The 19,747-nt window shown below is 43.0% G+C and carries 26 protein-coding genes; 1 reads left to right on the top strand and 25 read right to left on the bottom strand.

The window, feature by feature from the left end:
* Positions 1 to 12: 12 nt before the first annotated feature.
* The 17 genes from MHH63_RS11420 to MHH63_RS11340 form a co-directional block, all read right to left on the bottom strand.
* Complete coding sequence (locus MHH63_RS11420; RefSeq protein ID WP_076220672.1) at positions 13 to 1,239, bottom strand: XkdF-like putative serine protease domain-containing protein; 1,227 nt, start codon at positions 1,237 to 1,239, stop codon at positions 13 to 15.
* A gap of 245 nt (positions 1,240 to 1,484) precedes the next feature.
* Positions 1,485 to 1,961 (bottom strand): GNAT family N-acetyltransferase, encoded by a 477-nt coding sequence (locus tag MHH63_RS11415; RefSeq protein WP_076220673.1) that lies wholly within the window; start codon positions 1,959 to 1,961, stop codon positions 1,485 to 1,487.
* 310 nt (positions 1,962 to 2,271) lie between these two features.
* Entirely contained in the window at positions 2,272 to 2,712 is a 441-nt protein-coding gene (locus MHH63_RS11410; protein ID WP_076219678.1) for a GNAT family N-acetyltransferase, read from the bottom strand.
* Between the two features lie 269 nt (positions 2,713 to 2,981).
* Positions 2,982 to 3,812: a phage minor head protein gene (locus tag MHH63_RS11405; RefSeq protein WP_341171531.1), complete on the bottom strand. Its 831-nt coding sequence runs from the start codon at positions 3,810 to 3,812 to the stop codon at positions 2,982 to 2,984.
* Entirely contained in the window at positions 3,805 to 5,283 is a 1,479-nt protein-coding gene (locus MHH63_RS11400) for a phage portal protein (RefSeq protein WP_341171530.1), read from the bottom strand. Before MHH63_RS11400 ends, MHH63_RS11405 begins: the two co-directional genes overlap by 8 nt.
* 3 nt (positions 5,284 to 5,286) lie before the next feature.
* Positions 5,287 to 6,522: a PBSX family phage terminase large subunit gene (locus MHH63_RS11395; RefSeq protein WP_445321757.1), complete on the bottom strand. Its 1,236-nt coding sequence runs from the start codon at positions 6,520 to 6,522 to the stop codon at positions 5,287 to 5,289.
* A gap of 67 nt (positions 6,523 to 6,589) precedes the next feature.
* Positions 6,590 to 7,489, bottom strand: a complete 900-nt coding sequence (terS, locus tag MHH63_RS11390) for a phage terminase small subunit (RefSeq protein ID WP_341171528.1) — start codon at positions 7,487 to 7,489, stop codon at positions 6,590 to 6,592.
* A 64-nt stretch (positions 7,490 to 7,553) separates the two neighbouring features.
* Positions 7,554 to 9,017, bottom strand: a complete 1,464-nt coding sequence (locus MHH63_RS11385) for an NUDIX domain-containing protein (protein ID WP_341171527.1) — start codon at positions 9,015 to 9,017, stop codon at positions 7,554 to 7,556.
* Between the two features lie 78 nt (positions 9,018 to 9,095).
* Positions 9,096 to 9,305 carry a hypothetical protein gene (locus tag MHH63_RS11380; RefSeq protein WP_341171526.1) on the bottom strand — a complete coding sequence of 70 codons (210 nt, stop codon included), beginning with the start codon at positions 9,303 to 9,305 and terminating at the stop codon, positions 9,096 to 9,098.
* Positions 9,306 to 9,437: 132 nt separating this feature from the next.
* Entirely contained in the window at positions 9,438 to 10,700 is a 1,263-nt protein-coding gene (locus MHH63_RS11375; protein ID WP_341171525.1) for a site-specific DNA-methyltransferase, read from the bottom strand.
* 33 nt (positions 10,701 to 10,733) lie between these two features.
* Positions 10,734 to 11,867 carry a hypothetical protein gene (locus tag MHH63_RS11370; RefSeq protein ID WP_341171524.1) on the bottom strand — a complete coding sequence of 378 codons (1,134 nt, stop codon included), beginning with the start codon at positions 11,865 to 11,867 and terminating at the stop codon, positions 10,734 to 10,736.
* Positions 11,868 to 12,125: 258 nt separating this feature from the next.
* Positions 12,126 to 12,395 (bottom strand): hypothetical protein, encoded by a 270-nt coding sequence (locus tag MHH63_RS11365; RefSeq protein ID WP_341171523.1) that lies wholly within the window; start codon positions 12,393 to 12,395, stop codon positions 12,126 to 12,128.
* Positions 12,396 to 12,499: 104 nt separating this feature from the next.
* Positions 12,500 to 13,363 (bottom strand): hypothetical protein, encoded by an 864-nt coding sequence (locus MHH63_RS28585; protein ID WP_445321756.1) that lies wholly within the window; start codon positions 13,361 to 13,363, stop codon positions 12,500 to 12,502.
* A 748-nt stretch (positions 13,364 to 14,111) separates the two neighbouring features.
* Positions 14,112 to 14,708, bottom strand: a complete 597-nt coding sequence (locus MHH63_RS11355; protein ID WP_341171522.1) for a Cap15 family cyclic dinucleotide receptor domain-containing protein — start codon at positions 14,706 to 14,708, stop codon at positions 14,112 to 14,114.
* Positions 14,698 to 15,600 (bottom strand): nucleotidyltransferase domain-containing protein, encoded by a 903-nt coding sequence (locus MHH63_RS11350; protein ID WP_341171521.1) that lies wholly within the window; start codon positions 15,598 to 15,600, stop codon positions 14,698 to 14,700. The genes MHH63_RS11355 and MHH63_RS11350 overlap by 11 nt, the downstream gene beginning before the upstream one ends.
* Positions 15,601 to 15,721: 121 nt before the next feature.
* Positions 15,722 to 16,207, bottom strand: coding sequence for a hypothetical protein (locus tag MHH63_RS11345; RefSeq protein WP_341171520.1), 486 nt, complete (start codon positions 16,205 to 16,207; stop codon positions 15,722 to 15,724).
* A 112-nt stretch (positions 16,208 to 16,319) separates the two neighbouring features.
* The gene (locus MHH63_RS11340) at positions 16,320 to 16,487 is read right to left on the bottom strand and encodes a hypothetical protein (protein ID WP_341171519.1); all 168 of its coding nucleotides are present in this window, start codon (positions 16,485 to 16,487) and stop codon (positions 16,320 to 16,322) included.
* Between the two features lie 262 nt (positions 16,488 to 16,749).
* Here MHH63_RS11340 and MHH63_RS11335 point away from each other — a divergent pair, with 262 nt between their 5' ends.
* Complete coding sequence (locus MHH63_RS11335) at positions 16,750 to 16,950, top strand: hypothetical protein (protein WP_341171518.1); 201 nt, start codon at positions 16,750 to 16,752, stop codon at positions 16,948 to 16,950.
* Between the two features lie 138 nt (positions 16,951 to 17,088).
* Here the strand turns inward: MHH63_RS11335 and MHH63_RS11330 are convergent, their stop codons facing one another.
* The 8 genes from MHH63_RS11330 to MHH63_RS11300 are packed head-to-tail and all read right to left on the bottom strand — an operon-like array spanning position 17,089 to position 19,739.
* Positions 17,089 to 17,523 (bottom strand): DUF5348 domain-containing protein, encoded by a 435-nt coding sequence (locus MHH63_RS11330; RefSeq protein WP_341171517.1) that lies wholly within the window; start codon positions 17,521 to 17,523, stop codon positions 17,089 to 17,091.
* 4 nt (positions 17,524 to 17,527) lie between these two features.
* The gene (locus tag MHH63_RS11325; protein ID WP_341171516.1) at positions 17,528 to 17,710 is read right to left on the bottom strand and encodes an IDEAL domain-containing protein; all 183 of its coding nucleotides are present in this window, start codon (positions 17,708 to 17,710) and stop codon (positions 17,528 to 17,530) included.
* A 32-nt stretch (positions 17,711 to 17,742) separates the two neighbouring features.
* Positions 17,743 to 18,567 (bottom strand): hypothetical protein, encoded by an 825-nt coding sequence (locus tag MHH63_RS11320; protein WP_341171515.1) that lies wholly within the window; start codon positions 18,565 to 18,567, stop codon positions 17,743 to 17,745.
* 21 nt (positions 18,568 to 18,588) lie between these two features.
* The gene (locus MHH63_RS11315; protein WP_060622088.1) at positions 18,589 to 19,002 is read right to left on the bottom strand and encodes a RusA family crossover junction endodeoxyribonuclease; all 414 of its coding nucleotides are present in this window, start codon (positions 19,000 to 19,002) and stop codon (positions 18,589 to 18,591) included.
* The gene (locus MHH63_RS11310) at positions 18,953 to 19,150 is read right to left on the bottom strand and encodes a hypothetical protein (RefSeq protein WP_341171514.1); all 198 of its coding nucleotides are present in this window, start codon (positions 19,148 to 19,150) and stop codon (positions 18,953 to 18,955) included. The genes MHH63_RS11315 and MHH63_RS11310 overlap by 50 nt, the downstream gene beginning before the upstream one ends.
* The gene (locus tag MHH63_RS11305) at positions 19,131 to 19,334 is read right to left on the bottom strand and encodes a hypothetical protein (protein WP_341171513.1); all 204 of its coding nucleotides are present in this window, start codon (positions 19,332 to 19,334) and stop codon (positions 19,131 to 19,133) included. The genes MHH63_RS11310 and MHH63_RS11305 overlap by 20 nt, the downstream gene beginning before the upstream one ends.
* Entirely contained in the window at positions 19,334 to 19,504 is a 171-nt protein-coding gene (locus MHH63_RS28580) for a DUF6906 family protein (protein WP_445321755.1), read from the bottom strand. The genes MHH63_RS11305 and MHH63_RS28580 overlap by 1 nt, the downstream gene beginning before the upstream one ends.
* Complete coding sequence (locus tag MHH63_RS11300) at positions 19,443 to 19,739, bottom strand: hypothetical protein (protein WP_341171512.1); 297 nt, start codon at positions 19,737 to 19,739, stop codon at positions 19,443 to 19,445. Before MHH63_RS11300 ends, MHH63_RS28580 begins: the two co-directional genes overlap by 62 nt.
* Positions 19,740 to 19,747 lie beyond the last annotated feature (8 nt).

Here is a 19,747-nt window from a genome sequence, read left to right as displayed (position 1 = left end):
TCCTCCTTCGAATTATAGGAAGCGTCCGAAACTAACGGCGCCTTCTGATTTGCTGATTTCTTCTTCATCACCTTGCGCGGAAGCACCGCGGCTATTCTTTACCAACTGCACGTCAGCTGCCAGCGTCTGCATCTGCTGACTCAGCGGTGCAAGAGCCTTGGCAATGGCGTCGGTAATTGCAGTCTCTTCTGCGGTATTAACTGGAGCAGCCCCACCTGCAGGTTGCTCACCATCGACACCTTCCTCTTTCTTAAGATCCGCAATTTCTGCCGTCAAGCCTTCTACCTGCTTGGCGATCGGGGCCATTGCGGCCGTAACGGCCTTTGCAATATCTTCAGCTTTCAAATCGTCATCCTCCTCGAGCTCTTGTTCTACAGGAGCCGTTTTATTTTTCAATTCATTAAGCGCAGCAATCGCATCGTCCACATGTTTAAGATTGCCGGCAGATATCGCCTTTCCAGCTTTGGTAATGGATTCAGGCGGCGCGCCGATAGCTTTCACGATATCCTCCTTGGTCAACACGTCCTCAGCAATGTCCACAAAATCCTGTAGCGCCTCCCGAATAGTATCCGTATCGGTTTCCATCCCGCTTTCCCAACTACCCCAACGAAAAAGGACCGAGTTGAGCGCATCCTGTGCTGCCCAAAATTCTCGGTCCTTTCGGTTTTTATTGTATTTGTCAGCGACAGCGCCCTTTTCAATCAGACCCAGCGCTTTGGCTATCCTGTTCAAGAATCCCTTGGATACCTCCTCTTCTTCCTCGATCTCTTCCCTCTTGCCTACGCCCCACATTGAAAAGCCAGTTATCTCGCCTTTCTTGATTGCCTCCCAAGTATCGTCTTCAGTCACTTTCACAGCTGCCACCCAGGAGCCCTTCGCAATCTGCTGCTCACCAAGTGTCATGTCACAAGGAGCAATGTATGACTCAATGACAAAACCCTTATCGACCTCGAGATCATGCTGCTTGTCGATGTTGTAGGTATGCTGCTTCTCCATAAAGAGATGCGCTGCCTTCTCAATCTCCACTTCATCCATTTGATCATCATGGGCGTCTGCCACATCGGGCTGATACACCACGCCTTTGACAATCCGCTTATCGTCGTCAATCTTGGCGATCTGGACCTGCTTCTGGATGGCATTCTTCCCAACGTCTTTGATGATGGCGAACGGCACGCCGTTCGCTCCCTTGTCTACAAGGGAGATATGCGTGATCTTGGCGTCTTTCAGTTTATAGCTCATATTCTGTTCTCACCTCCTTTCAATAAAAAAAGCTATATTAGATAACTCCTTGCAGATTCTGAATTGTAATGGCGCCAAAATTCGTTAAATAAATAATGGACTGACCTAGAAATTGAAACAGCGACAGCAAAGGACGAGAAAATAATGTCCTTGACTGTCGCTGTTTCATTGAACTAACGTTTCCCGTTAGCTTAATGATCATTTACTGATTCAGTACATAAGGGGCATTTGAATTTCCCCATATATTAGTTATCAAGTATTTTTTCCATTATCGCATTTCCATCATTGTTCTCAACTTCTTTATATTTTAGTTTTTTATATAGATTGTAGGCTGGTTCATTGAAATTAAATACACTAAGTCTGAGTTTTCTAATTCCTTTATCTTTGGCATCCTGCTCTATCAATTTCATAGTTTCAAATCCATATCCCTTATTTCTGTAATTTTGCTTAACCAAAAAATCACAAATGAATCCTGATGTATTCTCTTTTTCATACCAAATAAAACCAATTTTTTCTAAACTATGATTTATCATTACATATAAATAATTATTTTTTGTTGATAAACCCATCGGAAGTAGTTCATTGAATTCTTTTTCAGCACATTTATAAGCATCTTTATCGCTACTCATTTTAGATTTGATTAAATCTTTTGCATAGTCATTAACAGACCACTCTTTAAATTTTTCAAATTCACTTTCTGTCATATTTCGAATCTTTATCATTTATTAACCCCTATTCATTTAAATTTCTCGTTCGTATTTTTTCACAAACATGTTCGAGTTGTATAAAAGAAATTCCACTAAAAAATCTTTTGCATAAGGCAACAGGATGTTGCGAATGAATTACTTTCAAAGTTTATTGGGCCGCTCTTTCAGATAACGAATATTTACGAACTTCGTAAATAATTCCATATGTAGAGTATTCGCGAATTTATTGAGCTATCCTGCCCGATAGTTGAACAGGTAGCCTATACCGACAGCCTGTTCGTCATGATGCTATCGTGTCCCGTTAGTTCAATAGAAAATATTTATACTATAATTTCTTCTTTAAGAAAAATTGTTTTATATCTTCTGGGTATTCATCATTAACTGCAAAAACCTCATAGCCCATGCGTTTATAAAATTCCGGCGATTGATACGTAAATGTACAAGTATGAGCAAATATACAGCCAAGTTCTTTCCCTAGCCTCTCAGCTTCTGCTATCATGATTTTTCCATATCCTTTGTTTCTGTATTCATCAGCTATCCAAAATACATCAATATACAAACCGTAAGACCAGGTTTCACAAAACAAACCGCCCACGGCTTTGCCTGATTCATCTTTTAGATATAAATTAATATCCTTCCCAGGCTTTTTGAGTAACCCATTTGTCGCACAAACATTGTACTCATATAAATTATTACATACCTGATTGTAATCAGTGTCATTTGAGTCTACTGTAATTTTGATATTGTCTAAAGTTATATCAGTCATAGGTCTCTCCCAATAGAATATTTGTACTTAATCATTTATTAGCATGAACTTTTTCAAATATATATTAATTAACAAATTATACCACAATCAGGTTATAATTCTTTGGCAAAAAACAATTAAAGCTAAAGAATCCTGCCCGTTAGCTTAATGATCATCATCAGTCTATTACTCTATTTACTCAGTCTTCTATTCCACATTCAAAATAATCCCCTCCAGTTTTTTTGTAATTCATATTAACTAAAAGAAAGATTAGTCAGGAAATCACCTTTTCATTCCATTACAGATTGCAAAGTACACCGACAGCGAATAATCTCCTCGGCTCGTCCTGCAGGATCACCTGGAAACATCAGTTTGCTTTTACCCACTTCAAAGGGCTTATCCAGCGGTTGCACCTGACCGTTGGCTTTTTTGTGTGTCTTTCGTGTGCGATCGCCCTTAGAAGACCTCCACTTCTTCCCAGTTACCACCTCTGACTGCTTCCAACCTTCCAGCTTGCCGCCGTTGGCTGCTGCCGTGCTCATGGTTCGGGAAACGGTAATGGCCCGCTCCATGTTGAATGGGCCGGCATCACCTTTGGCGGCCGTCGCGCTGATCTCACGCACCAACAGCGCTCGCTCGGAGGGGGTCTTTCCCTCCTTAATGGCTTTCTGAAAAGCCCGGGTCATAACATCCGCGCTGGTGCCGTTCATATCTGGTACCAGCTTCTTGAGGTTCTTCGCAAAACGGGAAGCTGCCTTGTTCTTAGTGGACCAGGTCTTGTTGGTATTCAGCGCCGTCAGCTCCGATTCACCAGCCAAATGGTACAGCGGAGTGAAAGCATCATATACCGCTTGCTCGAACTGAACTGTAAAGAGATCACCGCTTTGAAGAGACAGCAGAACCTTTCCAAGCTCCCCGATATCAATCAGCAACTCCTCTCTGAGGTCCAGAATCGCGTCATGCAATGCCTTCCCTTGTAGCTCAAGGATTTCAACTATTCGGTTTTCTCCCTGCTTGTACAACTCTTCCAGCACTGTCCGCTCCGCATGGGTCAGCTCCAAACTATCCAAAAACTCAGTATCATCCGCTTTGGCGATGAGCTCCCAGCAATCCTTACACATGGCCGACTACCTCATCATGACTCTGACGCAGCAGACGCTTGGCAATGGTGGATACCTGCTCTTGCAGATTGTCTACATCAGAGTTAGGTTCTGGCACAGTTAATGCAGGCTGACTATTAATCAGTTGAGCAATCGGTGTATCCAAATATTCATCAGTGTATTTTGACTCATCGACCGTTGTATCAAGTACCTCTTCAGCGATTGGGATTAAATCTCTGATCAACATAATGCCTCGGTCTGCGATAAAGTCCAGCAACGCCTTGCGGTCTTCCGGGTCAATGATGCGTGGCCCACGCAGGGTCGCCCGCACACGGAAGATGCCCATAGCCGGGAATAAGCGTTTATTAAAGATCTCATCCATGATCCACTTGCGGTACGGTTCAAAGACCTGTTCCTCTGCAAATCGCAGCGCGGCTTGCGCCGTTGCACGGTTGTAATCAGAACTCTGGCCAACCAGTATCGGTGGCAATCGGAACGCGGAGAGGATATCGGCTTTCTTGTCCTTCCCATATTCCAGGAACAAGGCATCCTGTTGCAGCAGATCATTCAGTTTGTCCAGCTTAATGGATACCTTCTCGACTTTCTCATCTAGTGGTCCACCAGTCTCTTCCCCTATGGCTTCCAGATAAAGAATGCCTCCTTGGGACTGCGAACCTTTTACATTCTTCAGCAGCTCCATGGATTGCTTAGTTAGTCGTCCGTTGGTCACCGTTAGCAGCATGGAAAGCATTCGTCCATTAGAGAAATAGGAAACATTTAGTTCCTCTGCTTCACGACTACCAACCACTCCTGGTGCATTTCCAAACCAGCGCGGTTCACCATAAGGACCATCGTTTCCCAACTTCAAAGGTATGATCTGATTCCCTTGACCCTCTGTTCCAAATGTACGGAACCACACCACGGACTGCCCTCTCTTCATGGCATACTTCCGGGCATAGATATCTTGGGAGAATTCCTCTACCTTCTTCGATGACCGGATAAGCCGCTTGCGCTTGATCGACACCTTATCCGTCTCTCGGGTACAACGAACGAATTTCGGATTGATTCGGTAGAGTGTTGGGAACTCACTGCCGGCAGGCCAGGCGATCTCCACATTTGCATTCCCGCTGCTCTCTATGTCCTCAATCAAGGAGCCGATAATCTCATCCGGCGTATCCTCCAGGTTACAGGTCTCCAAGAACTTATCAGCCTTGTTCCACTCCTCCTGCGCGGTCTGATCACTCTCACCGGGGAGGTACTCCAAAGCAATACCATATCCAGCAATGTTTCGCTTGTATGCCTCGATGCACTGCGGAATGATGTTACTGTTTTTCACCAGTAGTTTGCAGGAGGCAGGATCATTGCCTGGTGGAAACGGAAGCAGCCCGTGCTGATCGTATAGGTTTTCAAAGCTATCCGGTAGCTGAGCGCTCGATGGAATATGCCTTTCCTCTGCTTTTGATATTTGGAACCACTGTGCCTCGCCACTCATGCCTTACACCCACCCCACATCATGATCAGATCGCTCCTCTCTCTCTTTTTTACGCTGCTTTACACGCTGTAGCAGATAATCCGTATGAATACCGTATCGGCGTGCATCACAGGTATGGTCGTTTTGCTTAATGGGCTTGTCTTCGCCGCGTTCTGCGGCTTTTTCATCCCAAACGTAAGACACCAACTCCTGAAGGGAATTGGTGTTATCAGCACAGATATAAAGTTCATTATTCTGAAATCGGTTAGATACCGTCTGAATCCCATCCAGTACAGTATTTACCGCAGCACGGATATTGTTGATCCCCCGCTTCTTCAGTTCAATAATAAAAGCTTTTGCTGATGGGTCGATGAAGACTGAATACTCATCACCATCAAGAAAGGCTTCCAGGTCATCCGCGTATTCACCATTCGTTTTCTCACCCTTATGGCGGATATTGTGATAATACTCATCAAGTTCATAATAGACGTTCCCTTGGACCCCGTATTTCAGGAATGCCGTTGGGTTATTGGCCCCGTAGTCGATACAAATGAATTTGCGATCAAACTTGGCCGGAAACCAGTCTCGGGGTTTCTTATGGACCGCATCATTAAACTTAGAGAAAATCACTCCCTCTGCCATAACCCAAAGCCCTAAGATGTACCGCTGATAGAATATCCCGCTGTACATGCGACGGTACCGCTCCCGTACACGCTCGGAGAGAGACAGGTTGTCCTCCATCGTGAAGTGTAGGTGCAGTGCTTGTTTCTTCTGCAGCTGGTCCAGCCATTCCTTTTTGAACCAATGATAAGGTCCTGCAGGGTTGCAGTTGAACCAGAGTTTGGCTCCATCTACGGAACAACGAGCAGTCGCCTGATCGACGAATGACTTCGGCATGAGTGCCACTTCATCGAAGAACATCCCGGCCAGCGTGATCCCGGCGATTAAATCCTGTGAGCTTTCATCTCGGCCACCAAATAAAAAGAACCGATTGCTTATTAAGCCCCGGGTCACAGTCAAAACATTTTCAGATCGATTATCATGAACGTGGTACCCACGACTGGCCAGCATGCGCTTTAAAGGCCCGACCACGTTACGTCGTAGCGCACCAATGGTCTTCCCTGACATGCCGAACTGTTCTCCTCGGAAGGTGTCCATCCCCCAGGCGATAAAGGAGAATGACATGCAAACCGTCTTGCCAGCCCGGACCGAACCATCACAGATGATCGCGTCCTTATCATGGTGCGGGCTCTCGGGCATCCACCAAGTCAGAACTTTAAGCTGCTTGTTGGAGAATGGAGCCCATTTGAATGCCGGCGGCTTGAGTTTAAGCTTCGCCATCGTTCCACACCTCCGCTGCCCTACCCTTCAGCGCATCCATAAAGCCATCGTCTTCGAAGTCTTCCTTACCCCCGCCACGAAGCATCTGCAACTCATACTCCATGGTTTCGATGCGGATACGCTTCTCGTCGTCGGTCAATCGATTTTTGAGTTCAATGGCCCGAATCTTCTTATCCTGGATGCGGGTCAAGGCCTCCTCCAGCTTTACGATATCGTCTATCTTGCGGAAACCCTTCTCCTCAATCTTCGACTCCATCATTTCATTTCGACTGTGTGGGATCTTCTTCGTAATACCGGTCTTCTCATCGTGGATCTCCGCGACTTCCTTGATGGCCTTCATCTCGTAGAGCACACTGCGCTCGGTCTCGGATAACCCATCCATCAGGGATTTGATCCGGTGCATCATGCGGCGCTCACGGATCGTTAGAAGATAAAGGGATTGATTCGCTTGGATGATCGGGTCAGTGTCCACCTGATCGATGAGCTGCTGCTCGGTTTCGGTTAACGCATCCAACCAAATGGTCTCATGCTCGCCTGTGGTGACTGCCTTCTTGTTGCCAAATGGCCCACCAGCACCGCCGCTGTTTCCTTTCGCATTATGATTGCCCGGAGGAGCACCGCCTCGATTACCGACTGCATTTTTGTTCCCTTTGGGAGCGCCGCGAAGTGGAACGCTCCCTTTCATTTCAATTGGAACGCTCCCTTTGGATTCAGGTGGAACGTTCCCTTTGAGTTCCTCTTCCCAATGGTCAATTGACTTCCATTTACGCACCTTATTTTCGCCAACAAAAAGAGCGGCGGCGATGTCCTTAAGCTTCATCGTCCCGCCGCTCTCGAGCCACATCTGCTTTGCCTTATCCCGTTCGGGACTGCGTTCTCTGGCCATTACATATCACCCACCTCCGAACGAGATATTGAAAAAAAGCCCGCAATAATTGCAGGCTTCAGATTTACTGTTTTGTCTTACTTAATCTTTTTTGTAGTGACTGAACAAATGTTACATCAGCGGGCAAAAATGAATACTGATTGAGGTCCGAGATGTCTACCCACTTTGCTTTATCATGTACATTCAGCTGAATATCTCCACTTATATGCTTTGCAAAGAAAGCCATTATTCTATATGTGGCTTTCTCAGACTGAAAAACACTTTCCCCGAAATACTTACGAACTCTTATATTAATACTTAGCTCTTCTTTGATCTCACGACGAAGGCATTGTTCTAAGCTCTCGTGGCCTTCTATTTTACCACCAGGAAACTCCCACAACCCTGAAATGCTTCCCTCGTCTCTCCGCTTAGTAATGAGCACCTTTTCCGCATCCATGATAATGGCTGCTGTCACAGTGACAACTTTGGCAGCATAATGAGCAGCCCGATGACAGTTTGGACAAACTGCTTTTGCATTTTCAACAGTATCTTCACCGCCTTCAGATAACGGCTTTACATGGTGAACTTCTAAATAAGGCGTAAAGTCCCTTCTCAAAAAAGGAGCAGGTTTTTTGCATTCTTCACAAATTCCCTTCGATCTTTCAAGCACTTCTACAATAACATCGCCATTTCTTACAAATTGAGTAGAAGTAACCGTCACGGTGCTCGGGACTTTTTCCGCTTCCTTGAGTCTATTGCGTCTATCTGACCTATTTCGCCTTTTTGATTTAGACACCTGCTTATTGATTTCCTGGTCATATTCATTTTGGGTTACAACCTTTTGGGTCTCAAAAGAATTCACCTTGTTAAGTATAAACCAACGCGAGTCATCGGAAGGCTCGTGTTCGTGTTTGACGTACTGGTATATACCCTTTAATAAACACTTCTCATTTTCCTTCTCAAAAACATATATCGGTGTCCCATACTTTGGAGAATCAATTATAGCCTTATTGTATTTATACTCAGATTTAAAAACACTTCGAAAGCTAAACATGTAGTATTTTAGAACATCGAATTTTTCAATCCACTCATTCGGGTATTTGCCATCCGAGAAAGTTGCCTTAATAAAAATGGCTTGATACTTAGGCTCATCGCCGATCAAATATATCCCAGACTGAGTATCATAAGTTTGCGAGAATATAGAAATGTCCCAAGATGAGTATTCTTGACCTATAACAAAATCATCGAGCACTGTCACATCGTCCGTTGCATGAGCAAATGAATTTACAAATTCGGAATAAAGGTCCTCATATGTTTTTAACCCGAGCGCTTTAAATCTATCATATAGTTTTCTTTTCGGATCTCCTATTTGGGGGACTATTTCAAACCGCTTAAGATACCTTGCAAGATCACCAACTTTTTTCATCCGATGAACGAGGGTTTTTGACCGTTTGACCTTATTTTTGTATTCCTCCTCGAGTTGTGGATGTTCAAGAGCAGGGGACTCAACTTCATCAATAACAAACTGTATTGCTTGATCTATAAACAAATTAGACACCTCTTTCTTTTGGTGCCTACCTGTTCGACAAAATAGAAGCTTTTTCCTCCAATTTCTTGCTAAAGAGAATTAAATCTCTTCTCTCTGCAGCTCAATATCTATCTCAATCAGCTTCTTCAGATCGTCAACCGTTTTGATCTCAATCCGGCCGTCCTGGAAGTCCTTGACCCACTTGGCTATGCCGGCCTTAACAATTTTACGGTACTGCGCCTTGCTCTCCAGGATACCGGCCATGACTTCGAGCTCATGCTGCAATAAAATTTCATCTTGTGTTCCCATTTACGTACCCCTCGACTTTCCGTTATGATGGAATGCGAGACAGCGGATGTCTGGAAATGCCACGCGTGGCGCGCCGCTGTCTCAGCCGGGGGATACCCTGGGTGAAGGGGAGGACGTTCACGCGTCCTCCTTTTAATTTATTACGGGATCAACACGATGAAGCAGCAATGGCTCTGTGCCTGTCGCGGCCTGGTACCGCAATTTGATCACATCACAAAACAGCGGATCAAGCTCCATGGTCCTGCAAGAGCGGTCAAGCTGCTCACAGGTCATCATGGTGGAGCCACTGCCACCGAATAGGTCGACCACAGTATCCCCACGCTGGCTACTGTTCTGGATCGGAATAGTCAACAGTTCCAATGGTTTCTGAGTCGGATGAAAGTACTTCGAAACATCCCCTCGAGAAATATCCCAAATAGTAGTTTGAGTCCTATCACCATACCAACTAGGCGCTCTTCCTTTGATATGACCATAAAATACTGGCTCGTGTTGAAATCTATATTGTGACCATCCAAAACTCGCAGAATTTTTGACCCAAATACACTGTGTTCTACGTACAATGCCTGCAGCATTCATCGCATTCTCGAAATCCCTCTGATAAAATGCTGGATGGAAGATATATATGGCCGCTGTAGGCAGCATCACCGTCACATAGTTCTGAAAAACAGCATGCAAAAAGCCCGCAAATTCATCTGCGGGCATATCGTCGTTCATTATGGAACTGGTACCTGCTTCAGCTAGGCGGGCCGAATCGCTCTGTACCGCTACATTATATGGCGGGTCCGTCACAACCAGATTCGCCTTCATCCCGTCCATAAGCCGGGACACATCTTCTGCATTCGTAGTGTCACCACACATTAGGATATGCCGGCCAAGCTGCCAAATATCCCCGCGCTGCGTCTCCGGCTCCTTAATCTCGTCAAGAGCTCCCTGTACGTCGAAGTCATCTTCAACTACTGAATCATTGATCTCAATATCCGAAATATCTCCAAGCTCTACAATCAACTCCCTGATCTCTTCCGGCTCAAAACCAGACAGAACCAGATCCGCTCCGTCTTCCTGCAGCTCATTCAACAGCTGCACCAGCGCTTCATCGTCCCAGCGGCCTGATACTTTATTCAGCGCCAGATTCAGCAGTCGCTCCCGATCCGGGTCTAGGTTAACTACCGAAACGGCCAGCTCCGTGCAGCTCTGCTCATTGACCAGCACCTTGTAACGCTGATGGCCACCGACCATGTTGCCGGTCTGCTCATTCCAAACAATCGGGTCGACATAGCCAAATTCGTCCAGACTGCGGCGAAGCTTCTCATACTCCGGATCTCCCGGCTGAAGGTCGACGCGGGGGTTATAGACAGCTGCATTGATCTGTTCAATTGGTACAATTTTGATATCCATTAAGGTCGCCCTCCCAAATAAAAAAAGCACCGATTAAGGTGCCAATTGGAACAAATTAAAATTATAGTAATTGCCTGAGCTCAATAAATCAATTCTTTCAAGAACATTTAAAGAAGAATTGTAACTTCTGACTAATGAGTTTCGTTCCATGTCACTTAGTTGTTCTATATAAGAAGGACTAAAGAATACATTTTCGGTACTTTCAATTATTAAGTAATTCAAGTATTTAAGGAATGCCTCATTGTCAAGTGTTTCCAGTAAATCGAAGTAACTTTTATAAACCGAATTATCGGTTAATAGATGTGAAATCAGAATGTCTGTTGTTCCATTTTTTGTTGGATAGACAGTAACGAATATCGAAGGTATTCTGTCTGCTCTTAAATTAAAAGTGTCATTTATCATCTCGCCATTTAAATTGTGCTGTACTGCAAATGATGCCGATGTTGCAAACTTTACTTCATAGTCTAATTTTCGATAAACTGTCCTTAAAATATCGTATTGATTAGAAATATATTTTTCTTTGAAATTATTATACTCAAACATGTGATCCTCTACATCAACCTTAGCAAGTCGATACATGTAAACATGCTGTTCATCCAACATTAACTTTGGTCTATCTAAAAACATCTTTTTGACAATGGAAAGCATCCTATTTTTTCTGTGTAATTCAAGAGCCAGTGATCTGAAAGCAAATAAAAAATCCTGTATGGCTTCACCTGAGTATTCTTTAAGTTCGATTGGTTTAAAAAGTTCTGTATCATGAAAATCGCAAAATCCAAAAAATGTACTTGCAGTATTCCTACTAACCTGTTTAATAATTGCTTCAGGTGGTCGACCTTCCTTAACAACCTCAGTTGAAAAGTGATATAGATGACCGTTATCGCTCAATCTATCCAAAATTCTATTATTCTGAATGGTGTGAGCACCTTTTATTGGTCCTTTACACTCAGTTTTATCAAAACCAAAACAGATCTTAAAATCTGTCTTAGCAAACTCTGTTCTGAGCAAATGATTGACCCTTCCAATACTTGAATCCTTATGATTTGAAAACGAATTATCTTCTCTCGCTTTCTGGTAGCAGCAGAATTTAAATTTTTTATCAGGATGACAAGGACAAGGTTCATATGCTTCTATTTTTAAGTTTTTATTATTTCCCGTGTAAATCATTTCATCACCCTTTCTTAACCAGAACACTTTCCAGTATCATACAATAGGCGATTTAGGTCAAGGAGGGATCTGATGCAAAACTACCTCCTTTGAGTTAAGTTGGTTTTTCATCTTTGGGCAGGCAGAAACTCAGCGGGAGACGAAGAGAATCACCCCTCCTTCTCTTTTCCGTCCTTTACCACACAAATACTCGTTCCTGCATTCAGGGTCTGAGAACGGCTTACAGAAGGCTCTTTATAGGCATAAAAAAAGCACCTGTTAAGGTGCTGACAATACGCCAAAGTCGAATCCGGATTCTGTGTTTAACTTACTTCTCTTAATTTCCATATGGTCAACTTTAACTGCATAAATTTCGGCTTGGACTTCCTGATCAAACGGGGTATGGACTACCATCTCTACTTCGTACCAATTTCCATCATGAGATAAAGCGAAGTACTCTTTTTCTATCGGCACTCTACTAAATAGATGACATTCATTCTCCCATTCAGATTCACCTTCATCATGTACATGCACAAAAACATTGATCATATTATCACCTCCCCACATCATATTTCAACATGAAGAAATATTCCCCTTTACTGCGTAGATAGATTCTGGAGGTTGCTCCTCCTTTTGAGTTGGTTGCTAAAAAACTACTCAACTTTTTCCAATGGCGCAAATGCAGCTAATAACCTTTTATAACCGACTGGAGGAGGAAATGATATTGTTACTTCTGTTTCCAATAACTCTCCTTTCACCTTAATCACTTCGCCAATACCCCATTTTCCATGACTAACTTCCATTCCCTGTTCAATTGGTTCTAACTTTCTTAGCTGGCTTAATCCAATTTTTTCACTTTTAAGTTTCTTATATTCAAATATCTCATCGTCTATTTCATCAAAATTGTCTATACTGTTTCTGATTTTTCTTTCCTTACTTGAATAATTCCCACTAATTCTTCTAACCTCATTAGTTAAATCAGCTACATTCTCCATTAACTTTCCCAATATTTGTTCACTAGGTTTTTCACTTGTTAACAAACCATCAATAATTAATCCTTCATGAATAGGTGTCATTAAACTATCAGGTTGCGCAAGCGCACTTTTCGCATACTCAACTAACAATCTTTTAGCGTCAGCCACACTATCTAAATCCTTGTAATCAAACATAATAGTTCTTTGATTTTTCACATCAAAAGGTAAAGCGGTATTAACATCACATATTTGGACATAAGGTTTTCTTAAAACATGCCTGATAGCTAGTTCGTAATAAACATTAGCATTGTTACCAGTCAGGTCTGCAATAACAAGATCAGAATTTATTATCGACGTAATAATTTGATGAGTTATCGCACCAGGATTACTGATTGTATCTGCTCTAACTACATCTTCGACATCAAAGCCACATTCGACAACGCTTGGGATAACGACATGTTTTAAAACTTGATCTGCTCTTCTTCTAATTTCAGAACCAGCTTCACCGATTGGGGAAACCACAAAGCATTCTTTTACCGACATAAAATCCCTCCTAGCATCATACTTCGACATCTAGGGATTTTTTTCCTTCTGGCATTTAATCATGGAACAAAACTGCGCTGTTCCTTCCCAGCGACCCCATATACAGCCCTTACACTTAACCGGCTGCTGAGTTGAATCTTTTAAACGCCGCTGCTGTTGCTTCTTCTTCAAATCAATTCCCCCAATACAAAAAAGCCGCCCAATAATGAGCGACTTCGAAATATATATTCAATTCAATCATGCCATGAGTCCGATCTATAGAACGGCGTCCGCTCTGCATCCGCAGCAAATGCGCTGCGCTCTTTGCTTAAAATCTTTACGGACTTTGTAACATAGGAGGATAAGACCATTTTACTGACCACATGAAATGAGAGCCAAAAGGACCAAACCCGATTTCTGACCATTCCTGGTGCGAGGACTCTCGAATCCTCAAAATCTCTAACTCTTTCATATCCACCTACCATTTGATGGATTATACTGTAAAAAATGAATCCGAGGAGGAATTACATTGCGAGAACTTATAAAAAAAGCATTGATTCGAATAGCAATAGTCCTTTCAATTGGATTGATCGGCGGGCTAATCGTAGATCACTATTCAAAATAGAAAAGCGAGAGGAAGTACGCCCCGGTTAAATGCCTCAGGGACGAGCGTCCGTGTCTCTCTCGTCTTATTTCCACAATCTCATAGTAGCACGGAAAAAGTGTCATATGGTATTCAACATATAGGCAAGTTGCAGTCAAGTCACGGTCAAGTTAAATCCCCTTCTCTTTTAAGAATTAGTTTCCCATTATTATGTCTGCCACCTATTGAACGGTTATTGAAATATTCTCCTTTCAATGTCTGTGCGACTGAATCATAATACAAAGTTGTATACCCGTTATGAACATCTAGCCCGCTTCCTTTGTCTCCGTCATTTGAGTATGCATAAAAAAGCTGTGTATTCGCCTCATCAGTTTTTATTGAGGCGATGCTACTTTTCGAAAGCGTTGTATTAAAGTTCCCCTTAATACAGATTTTCGTCCAGTGTTGTGTTATAACGAGATTTGCTGGGTATTTTACTTCATAATGGTCGTATGAGGACATTAAAACTCCTGTCCAGGTTCCACTTAGATCAGGTGTTCCTTCATATTTAGAGATCCACTTCCACAAAAATTTATCGAAAAGCCAAAACAGTATTCCAAAAATCAGAGATGTAGTTATTGGTATTTTTACGAATTGCCAAGGGATGTGATTAATAAGTTTTACTAAAAACGATGAAATAAAAACAGAAAAAATAACTAAGAAGTATAACGTCCTATTACGATTTTTATTTATGCTATATTCATGCATAAATTCACCACTCATTCCAAAGTATAATAGCTTCGTCTATAGTATTTAAAGCGTTAATACTTCTCCACTGCTCTTGTGATTCACCAATAAGTAGAACTTTTTCATTTTGACAAGTAAAGCCCCCCATCTCGAACCGGTTTTTATCCAGCCAAGAAAGCACATTATATGCCCTCTGCTCATAAGTATTTGAATGAAAACAATAACTAGGTACGTTATACAAGAGATTTTCTATAAAATATGAAGGGGCCATCTCCTTTGTTATTTTCCCGTTCGAAATTAGTTTATTTCGTAGATTTTTAAAAACTCTAACAAATGGTTTGAAATTTTGAATAGCAGATTCATTTTTCATTGAACCATTCTTAATATGTAGCTTCGGATAATTTATTACCCGTTTTTCGTCCTGAGTAGTAAAGAGTATGATCCCCTCTTCATACTGTGTGGTAGGTTCATAATTCCCGAACTTTTTGTAGGATCTAAATTGAAAGGACGGTACTACATCAGCTTCAAATCCATTTATCAACAATTTGATAGACTTATTTCCTACCGTAATATTTGAACTGCCAAATTCATTTTCAAGTGTTTTCAAAACCTCATTTTTAAACTGACTCCATGTATAAGATGCAGGTATGAAAGCTTGTTGAAATGCTGTATCTTCGTACTCAGTAAGATAAGTGATATCATAAAAATATGTATCATTAGACTGGACTACTATATCCACATCACTATTTCCAAAAATATTCGTATTGTTCCGATACGATCCTTGCAGAAATATCTGCAAGTTGTTCTTATTACGAATAATAGATAAATTTCCTCGAAGTGCTCTTTCAATTCTTTCTCTCACCATTTTAGGAGTAATAGTCGCTCCCTGATTCGACCATCTTTGAAGTTGTTCTTCAGGTATACCCATAGTGCGCCCCCTTTTTTTGCTGATCCTCTCTTATATTTTAGCAAAATTTGTATTATACAGCATTACAAATAAAAAAATAGGGTCATTCATTTGAATGGCCCTACTTCTATGAAAATTCATTTTAAAATTTCAATTCGTCAATTCCAAAAAAACCTATCAGTTTTAATGTATTTGCAACACTATCGGTTCCTTCACGGATCTTTCGCCGAATTGTACTATCACTCATGCCATACCGAAAAAACATTACTGTCTCCTTAAATGAATGTCCCTCAATGTATTTGTGCTGTATTGCACGCTTTGCATCATCGTCTTGAATTAATCCCACCGCCCGCAGAATTACCCCAGTATAGAGCTGGTACTGCTCATACACCCAACGTTGCTTTTCTAACAGAATGACAGCATTTGCCGCCTTATCAGCATGCAGTTCATCTTGATCGATCCTACGCGCAACTTCTCCATCAACAGCCACTTGCTGCAAATCTCTTGTAAAATCTTCGTAATCGCTCATTAGTAACTTCATACTCTTATATTTACAGAGGAGAAACTTCGTCCGCTGGATCTCTGTCTCGTTTGCTGTTGGAAAAAGCTCATCCTGTTCCCATGCCATCGCCATCCCCCTACTCCCCTTTATGTTATAATATCAAGAGGAATAGATTAGAAGAGTGACCCCCGTCCCGGCCAAGGTAATGGGGGTCTTTGCATATCGTTTAATCTTCGTACTATTTGAACTCTACCGTAAGGTGAGATAGGCCCATATCGTCGATTCTATTAAGCAGGTCGTCTCTGCCATTATCCGTTCGTACTAGCTCACGTTCGCTGCCATTATCCTCTAAAAGCATAGCTATCAGTTTGCTTTTGCTACCATTTTCAACTACATTTATTTTCATTTCCGTTCACTCTCCTTCATAATATAGATCAATACATTCCCCAAACCTTGTCTTTACCGCATCGCAGACAATAGCTGTACCAAATTCGGTTCTTGTTGACGATCTTATGTCCTAGCAATTTGCGGATGATTTTACGCATGAGATACGTACACCTTCCTTCGCTATATGTGTCTTCGTACTGTACAGTATTTGGTCATCAGTATAAGTTGGTATGATATAATACATTACGTAATAATTACCAGTTTTTTAAAGGGGTTAAAATATGAATACCGCAAAGAAGCAAAATAAAAATATTTATAAATGGATTTCCATTATTTCTATTACTTTAATACCTCTCGCTGTTGGCATCGGAATTGTATTTGATATTAATCGAGATCCAATACAAATTCTTCTTATGGTGTTAGGTTTTTTAAGTTTATCTTGGATAAATTGGTCAAAGTATAAAGAGAAATCTAAGTTGTAAATACTTTTGCTTCACAGTATGCGTCGACGGCGTAGCAACTCAGCTTCGGCCTCCTTCCAGTGAACCGGATGCGTACCGTTATCACAGAGAACCCTATAGTTTCTTCAAAGTCGCACCGCGCCAGTTTGGGGCTGTTTCCTAATCCCAGAGAGGGAGCTTCTTAACTCGAACTTTCAACCCTTCCATGGAACAATCTGGGGAGCTAACGATGTAATAATCATTGCCATTGTGCTCTACATGTGAATAAATCCAGCGACTGTCTCCGGATGGATCAACATACAAGTACTCAATTAACGCACCAGATGTGTAGTAGGCATGTTTTCCTGCTGTGTACCTACCATCTTTCCCTTTGTGAAGTATACCTTCTTCAATCACAGGTGCCGTCACTTGGCGTATATACCGCCTAACCTCGTCCAATTTACTGCTAATCTGATAAAACATACCCCGAAGATACATCTCTTGAGGATCTCCCTCGTTGTAAACCCCCTCATTTTCAGCTTCATTGATCATATTTGTAACCCACTTAATCCGAGGTTCAAGCTTCTCTAGCTCTACCTGTATTAGGTTTTTCATTTCTTCACTCCCCCTTCCTTAATCTTTTTAACTCCGTCGAATACCGATAAAAGCTCTCTTCATCTCGCTCATCCAGCGCATGGTCGATCAGTGTCCGAAGCTCTGCAATCCGATGTTTCCGCACTGCCGTTTCCCAAACCACTTCGATATATTTATCAATTGCCAGAGCATAAACTGCAAAGATCAAGGTGGCACCTCCCTGGGTAAGAGAAAAGCAGCTTACGCTGCTCCTCCGCCATCCTTCATTTTCTTTGCTGCCAGCTTGCGATAAGCTGTCCATCTGGTTGACAGCTGCCCACTGGTCATACCATTTTCATTAGCGATTTCGCGCCAAGTTTTATCTTCCTTGATACGTTTCTCCAGAAGAACAGGGAACGGGATTGGCTGTCCATCATATTCGACTTCTGGAAAAATTGGACGTTCAGCAAGGATAAAGGCGTCGAGTTCTTCCTTACTTGTCTCATCTGCAGAAGCTTCACCAAGATCAGAACTTTCACCTTTCAAGACTTGTTCCCCTGATTCATTAGGATCGCCTTCGTTATCTTGGCCGTCAGTTCCAGCTCCATCATTCATCCAATTTGGTTCGAGTTCTTCACCCTCTGAATGCTCATCAGAACCGCCATCATTAATATCTTCTTCAGATGATTGAACGCCATTAGTGTCTTCTTCCGCATCCGGCTCAACAATCTCGATATCATCATTCTTCTGCTCGCCGTCCATAACCCCCTCTTGCTGTTCAAAAAGGTTAGCCTGATCTGGATCTTCTTCACCAATCTTATCTGCGCTCATAACGACACCAGAAGCATCAGTGGTGACACGGCGGCCTGTAACCTCACGATAAACCTCATCTTCTTCGCTGAAATCAAAGGCAGCCTGTGGGTCGCCAAGGAATACGTTAACTTCTTCCCCTTGATTACTGCTCAGGAAGAGCAAGTGCGGCAGTGCTGCCTTCAGTGGAATTAGTAGTTTCACCTCAACACTGGACTCTCCAATTTTAATGCCCTTAGCAATTTCTCCTGTAAATTTCGCGTGATCCTTCATCATTCGAATCATTCCCCTTTGGTTTTATTGGAGTTGCTTGATCTTCACTTCAATGCGTGGTCGTGCGCTGTACCGTTTCCTTACGAATGCGTCCACAACCTGGCTATCATCCTTCCAGATGATGCCCTTCAGCGCATCCTTAACGCCCTTCAGATAGTTGTCCGCATCAGGCTTAGTCACTGGGAGAATATCACCACGCTCTGCAGCTGCTGCTTTTTTCTGACTAAAGCTCTTAGGTGTAGAGCGGAAGGCAGTAACCGCAATTCCGAGAGGTCCTTCCAGCAGTGCTGCTGGCGCATACTCACTGGCAGCCAATCGGACGTAATCCTTATAATCTCTTGATTTGGCGGGATCATAGGCTCTCGGGAATCCACCGGCAGTGCTAAATTTAGGCCGGCCCTGGGCGACCGGTTCTCCGTAAACCGTAAACTGAATCATTACGTTTCCCTCCTCGATGCTTAACCGGCATCATTGCTGTATCAAGCACATATACCATACCTGCCATCGCTCCAGTTTCATCCACAACCATGAAGTAATTTTGCTGCTGAAAGAACGGATCAATCGGCTTACGCTTCTTTACAACCATTAAGATCGACTCCCCTCATTCGTATACCGATTGCTAACTCGAACTCAGCAATACCCTCGTCCACTTCCGCTGGCTCCATGTCAGAAAACTCAGCTAGCAGATCCGTACGTCCCTGGGCAACTCCGGTATCTAGATAATGACGACGCATCTGGTTATACACGTGCCAGTAATTCCGCCCGCTCATCAGGCACCCTTGCGGATCGTCCGCTTCTTCGTCTTCCCTTCGACGCTGATCTTGGGGATCAGCACCAGTTCCGCAGGCGTCTCCCGCTCAACCAGCCAATTATTCGGGTTAAGCCGACTGGCCCGGATCGTTTCCTTCTGCCGTCGTGTCGGCCGTTTTCCCTGCTTCATCTTCTCCATCCCCCTTATTCAGCTGCTTCCACTCTTCAGGCCACACATACTGGCCGTCAATCATCTGTACGACGATAGAATCACCGCCATCTGTCACCCGTACCTCGCGGAACATCCCTGCCTTACCGTGAAGCTGTGTATAGCGATAAACTTCCTCCGGAGTGTTCAGTGTCACCGAAGGTGTATGCCAGCCGCCTGGTTCAGAGAAGCAAAACCCGTAAAATCGCTCTGCCATATTGGCTC

Origin of the sequence: Paenibacillus sp. FSL H3-0310 (assembly GCF_038002785.1) — a bacterium.
GTDB classification, from domain to species: domain Bacteria; phylum Bacillota; class Bacilli; order Paenibacillales; family Paenibacillaceae; genus Paenibacillus_AQ; species Paenibacillus_AQ odorifer.
This window is presented reverse-complemented; position numbering and strand designations above follow the sequence as displayed.

Excerpts from the sequence above, each read along its gene's own strand:
- terS (WP_341171528.1), bottom strand. The coding sequence starts at position 7,489 with ATGGCCAGAGAACGCAGTCCCGAACGGGATAAGGCAAAGCAGATGTGG.
- MHH63_RS11350 (WP_341171521.1), bottom strand. The coding sequence starts at position 15,600 with ATGGGTATACCTGAAGAACAACTTCAAAGATGGTCGAATCAGGGAGCG.
- MHH63_RS11415 (WP_076220673.1), bottom strand. The coding sequence starts at position 1,961 with ATGATAAAGATTCGAAATATGACAGAAAGTGAATTTGAAAAATTTAAA.
- MHH63_RS28585 (WP_445321756.1), bottom strand. The coding sequence starts at position 13,363 with ATGTCGGTAAAAGAATGCTTTGTGGTTTCCCCAATCGGTGAAGCTGGT.
- MHH63_RS11335 (WP_341171518.1), top strand. The coding sequence starts at position 16,750 with ATGAATACCGCAAAGAAGCAAAATAAAAATATTTATAAATGGATTTCC.
- MHH63_RS11340 (WP_341171519.1), bottom strand. The coding sequence starts at position 16,487 with ATGAAAATAAATGTAGTTGAAAATGGTAGCAAAAGCAAACTGATAGCT.
- MHH63_RS11420 (WP_076220672.1), bottom strand. The coding sequence starts at position 1,239 with ATGAGCTATAAACTGAAAGACGCCAAGATCACGCATATCTCCCTTGTA.
- MHH63_RS11320 (WP_341171515.1), bottom strand. The coding sequence starts at position 18,567 with ATGATGAAGGATCACGCGAAATTTACAGGAGAAATTGCTAAGGGCATT.
- MHH63_RS11330 (WP_341171517.1), bottom strand. The coding sequence starts at position 17,523 with ATGAAAAACCTAATACAGGTAGAGCTAGAGAAGCTTGAACCTCGGATT.
- MHH63_RS11300 (WP_341171512.1), bottom strand. The coding sequence starts at position 19,739 with ATGGCAGAGCGATTTTACGGGTTTTGCTTCTCTGAACCAGGCGGCTGG.
- MHH63_RS11395 (WP_445321757.1), bottom strand. The coding sequence starts at position 6,522 with ATGCCCGAGAGCCCGCACCATGATAAGGACGCGATCATCTGTGATGGT.
- MHH63_RS11370 (WP_341171524.1), bottom strand. The coding sequence starts at position 11,867 with ATGATTTACACGGGAAATAATAAAAACTTAAAAATAGAAGCATATGAA.
- MHH63_RS11400 (WP_341171530.1), bottom strand. The coding sequence starts at position 5,283 with ATGAGTGGCGAGGCACAGTGGTTCCAAATATCAAAAGCAGAGGAAAGG.
- MHH63_RS11380 (WP_341171526.1), bottom strand. The coding sequence starts at position 9,305 with ATGGGAACACAAGATGAAATTTTATTGCAGCATGAGCTCGAAGTCATG.
- MHH63_RS28580 (WP_445321755.1), bottom strand. The coding sequence starts at position 19,504 with ATGAAGCAGGGAAAACGGCCGACACGACGGCAGAAGGAAACGATCCGG.
- MHH63_RS11345 (WP_341171520.1), bottom strand. The coding sequence starts at position 16,207 with ATGGCATGGGAACAGGATGAGCTTTTTCCAACAGCAAACGAGACAGAG.
- MHH63_RS11375 (WP_341171525.1), bottom strand. The coding sequence starts at position 10,700 with ATGGATATCAAAATTGTACCAATTGAACAGATCAATGCAGCTGTCTAT.
- MHH63_RS11310 (WP_341171514.1), bottom strand. The coding sequence starts at position 19,150 with ATGGTTGTAAAGAAGCGTAAGCCGATTGATCCGTTCTTTCAGCAGCAA.
- MHH63_RS11405 (WP_341171531.1), bottom strand. The coding sequence starts at position 3,812 with ATGTGTAAGGATTGCTGGGAGCTCATCGCCAAAGCGGATGATACTGAG.
- MHH63_RS11365 (WP_341171523.1), bottom strand. The coding sequence starts at position 12,395 with ATGATCAATGTTTTTGTGCATGTACATGATGAAGGTGAATCTGAATGG.
- MHH63_RS11355 (WP_341171522.1), bottom strand. The coding sequence starts at position 14,708 with ATGAGTGGTGAATTTATGCATGAATATAGCATAAATAAAAATCGTAAT.
- MHH63_RS11410 (WP_076219678.1), bottom strand. The coding sequence starts at position 2,712 with ATGACTGATATAACTTTAGACAATATCAAAATTACAGTAGACTCAAAT.
- MHH63_RS11315 (WP_060622088.1), bottom strand. The coding sequence starts at position 19,002 with ATGATTCAGTTTACGGTTTACGGAGAACCGGTCGCCCAGGGCCGGCCT.
- MHH63_RS11305 (WP_341171513.1), bottom strand. The coding sequence starts at position 19,334 with ATGAGCGGGCGGAATTACTGGCACGTGTATAACCAGATGCGTCGTCAT.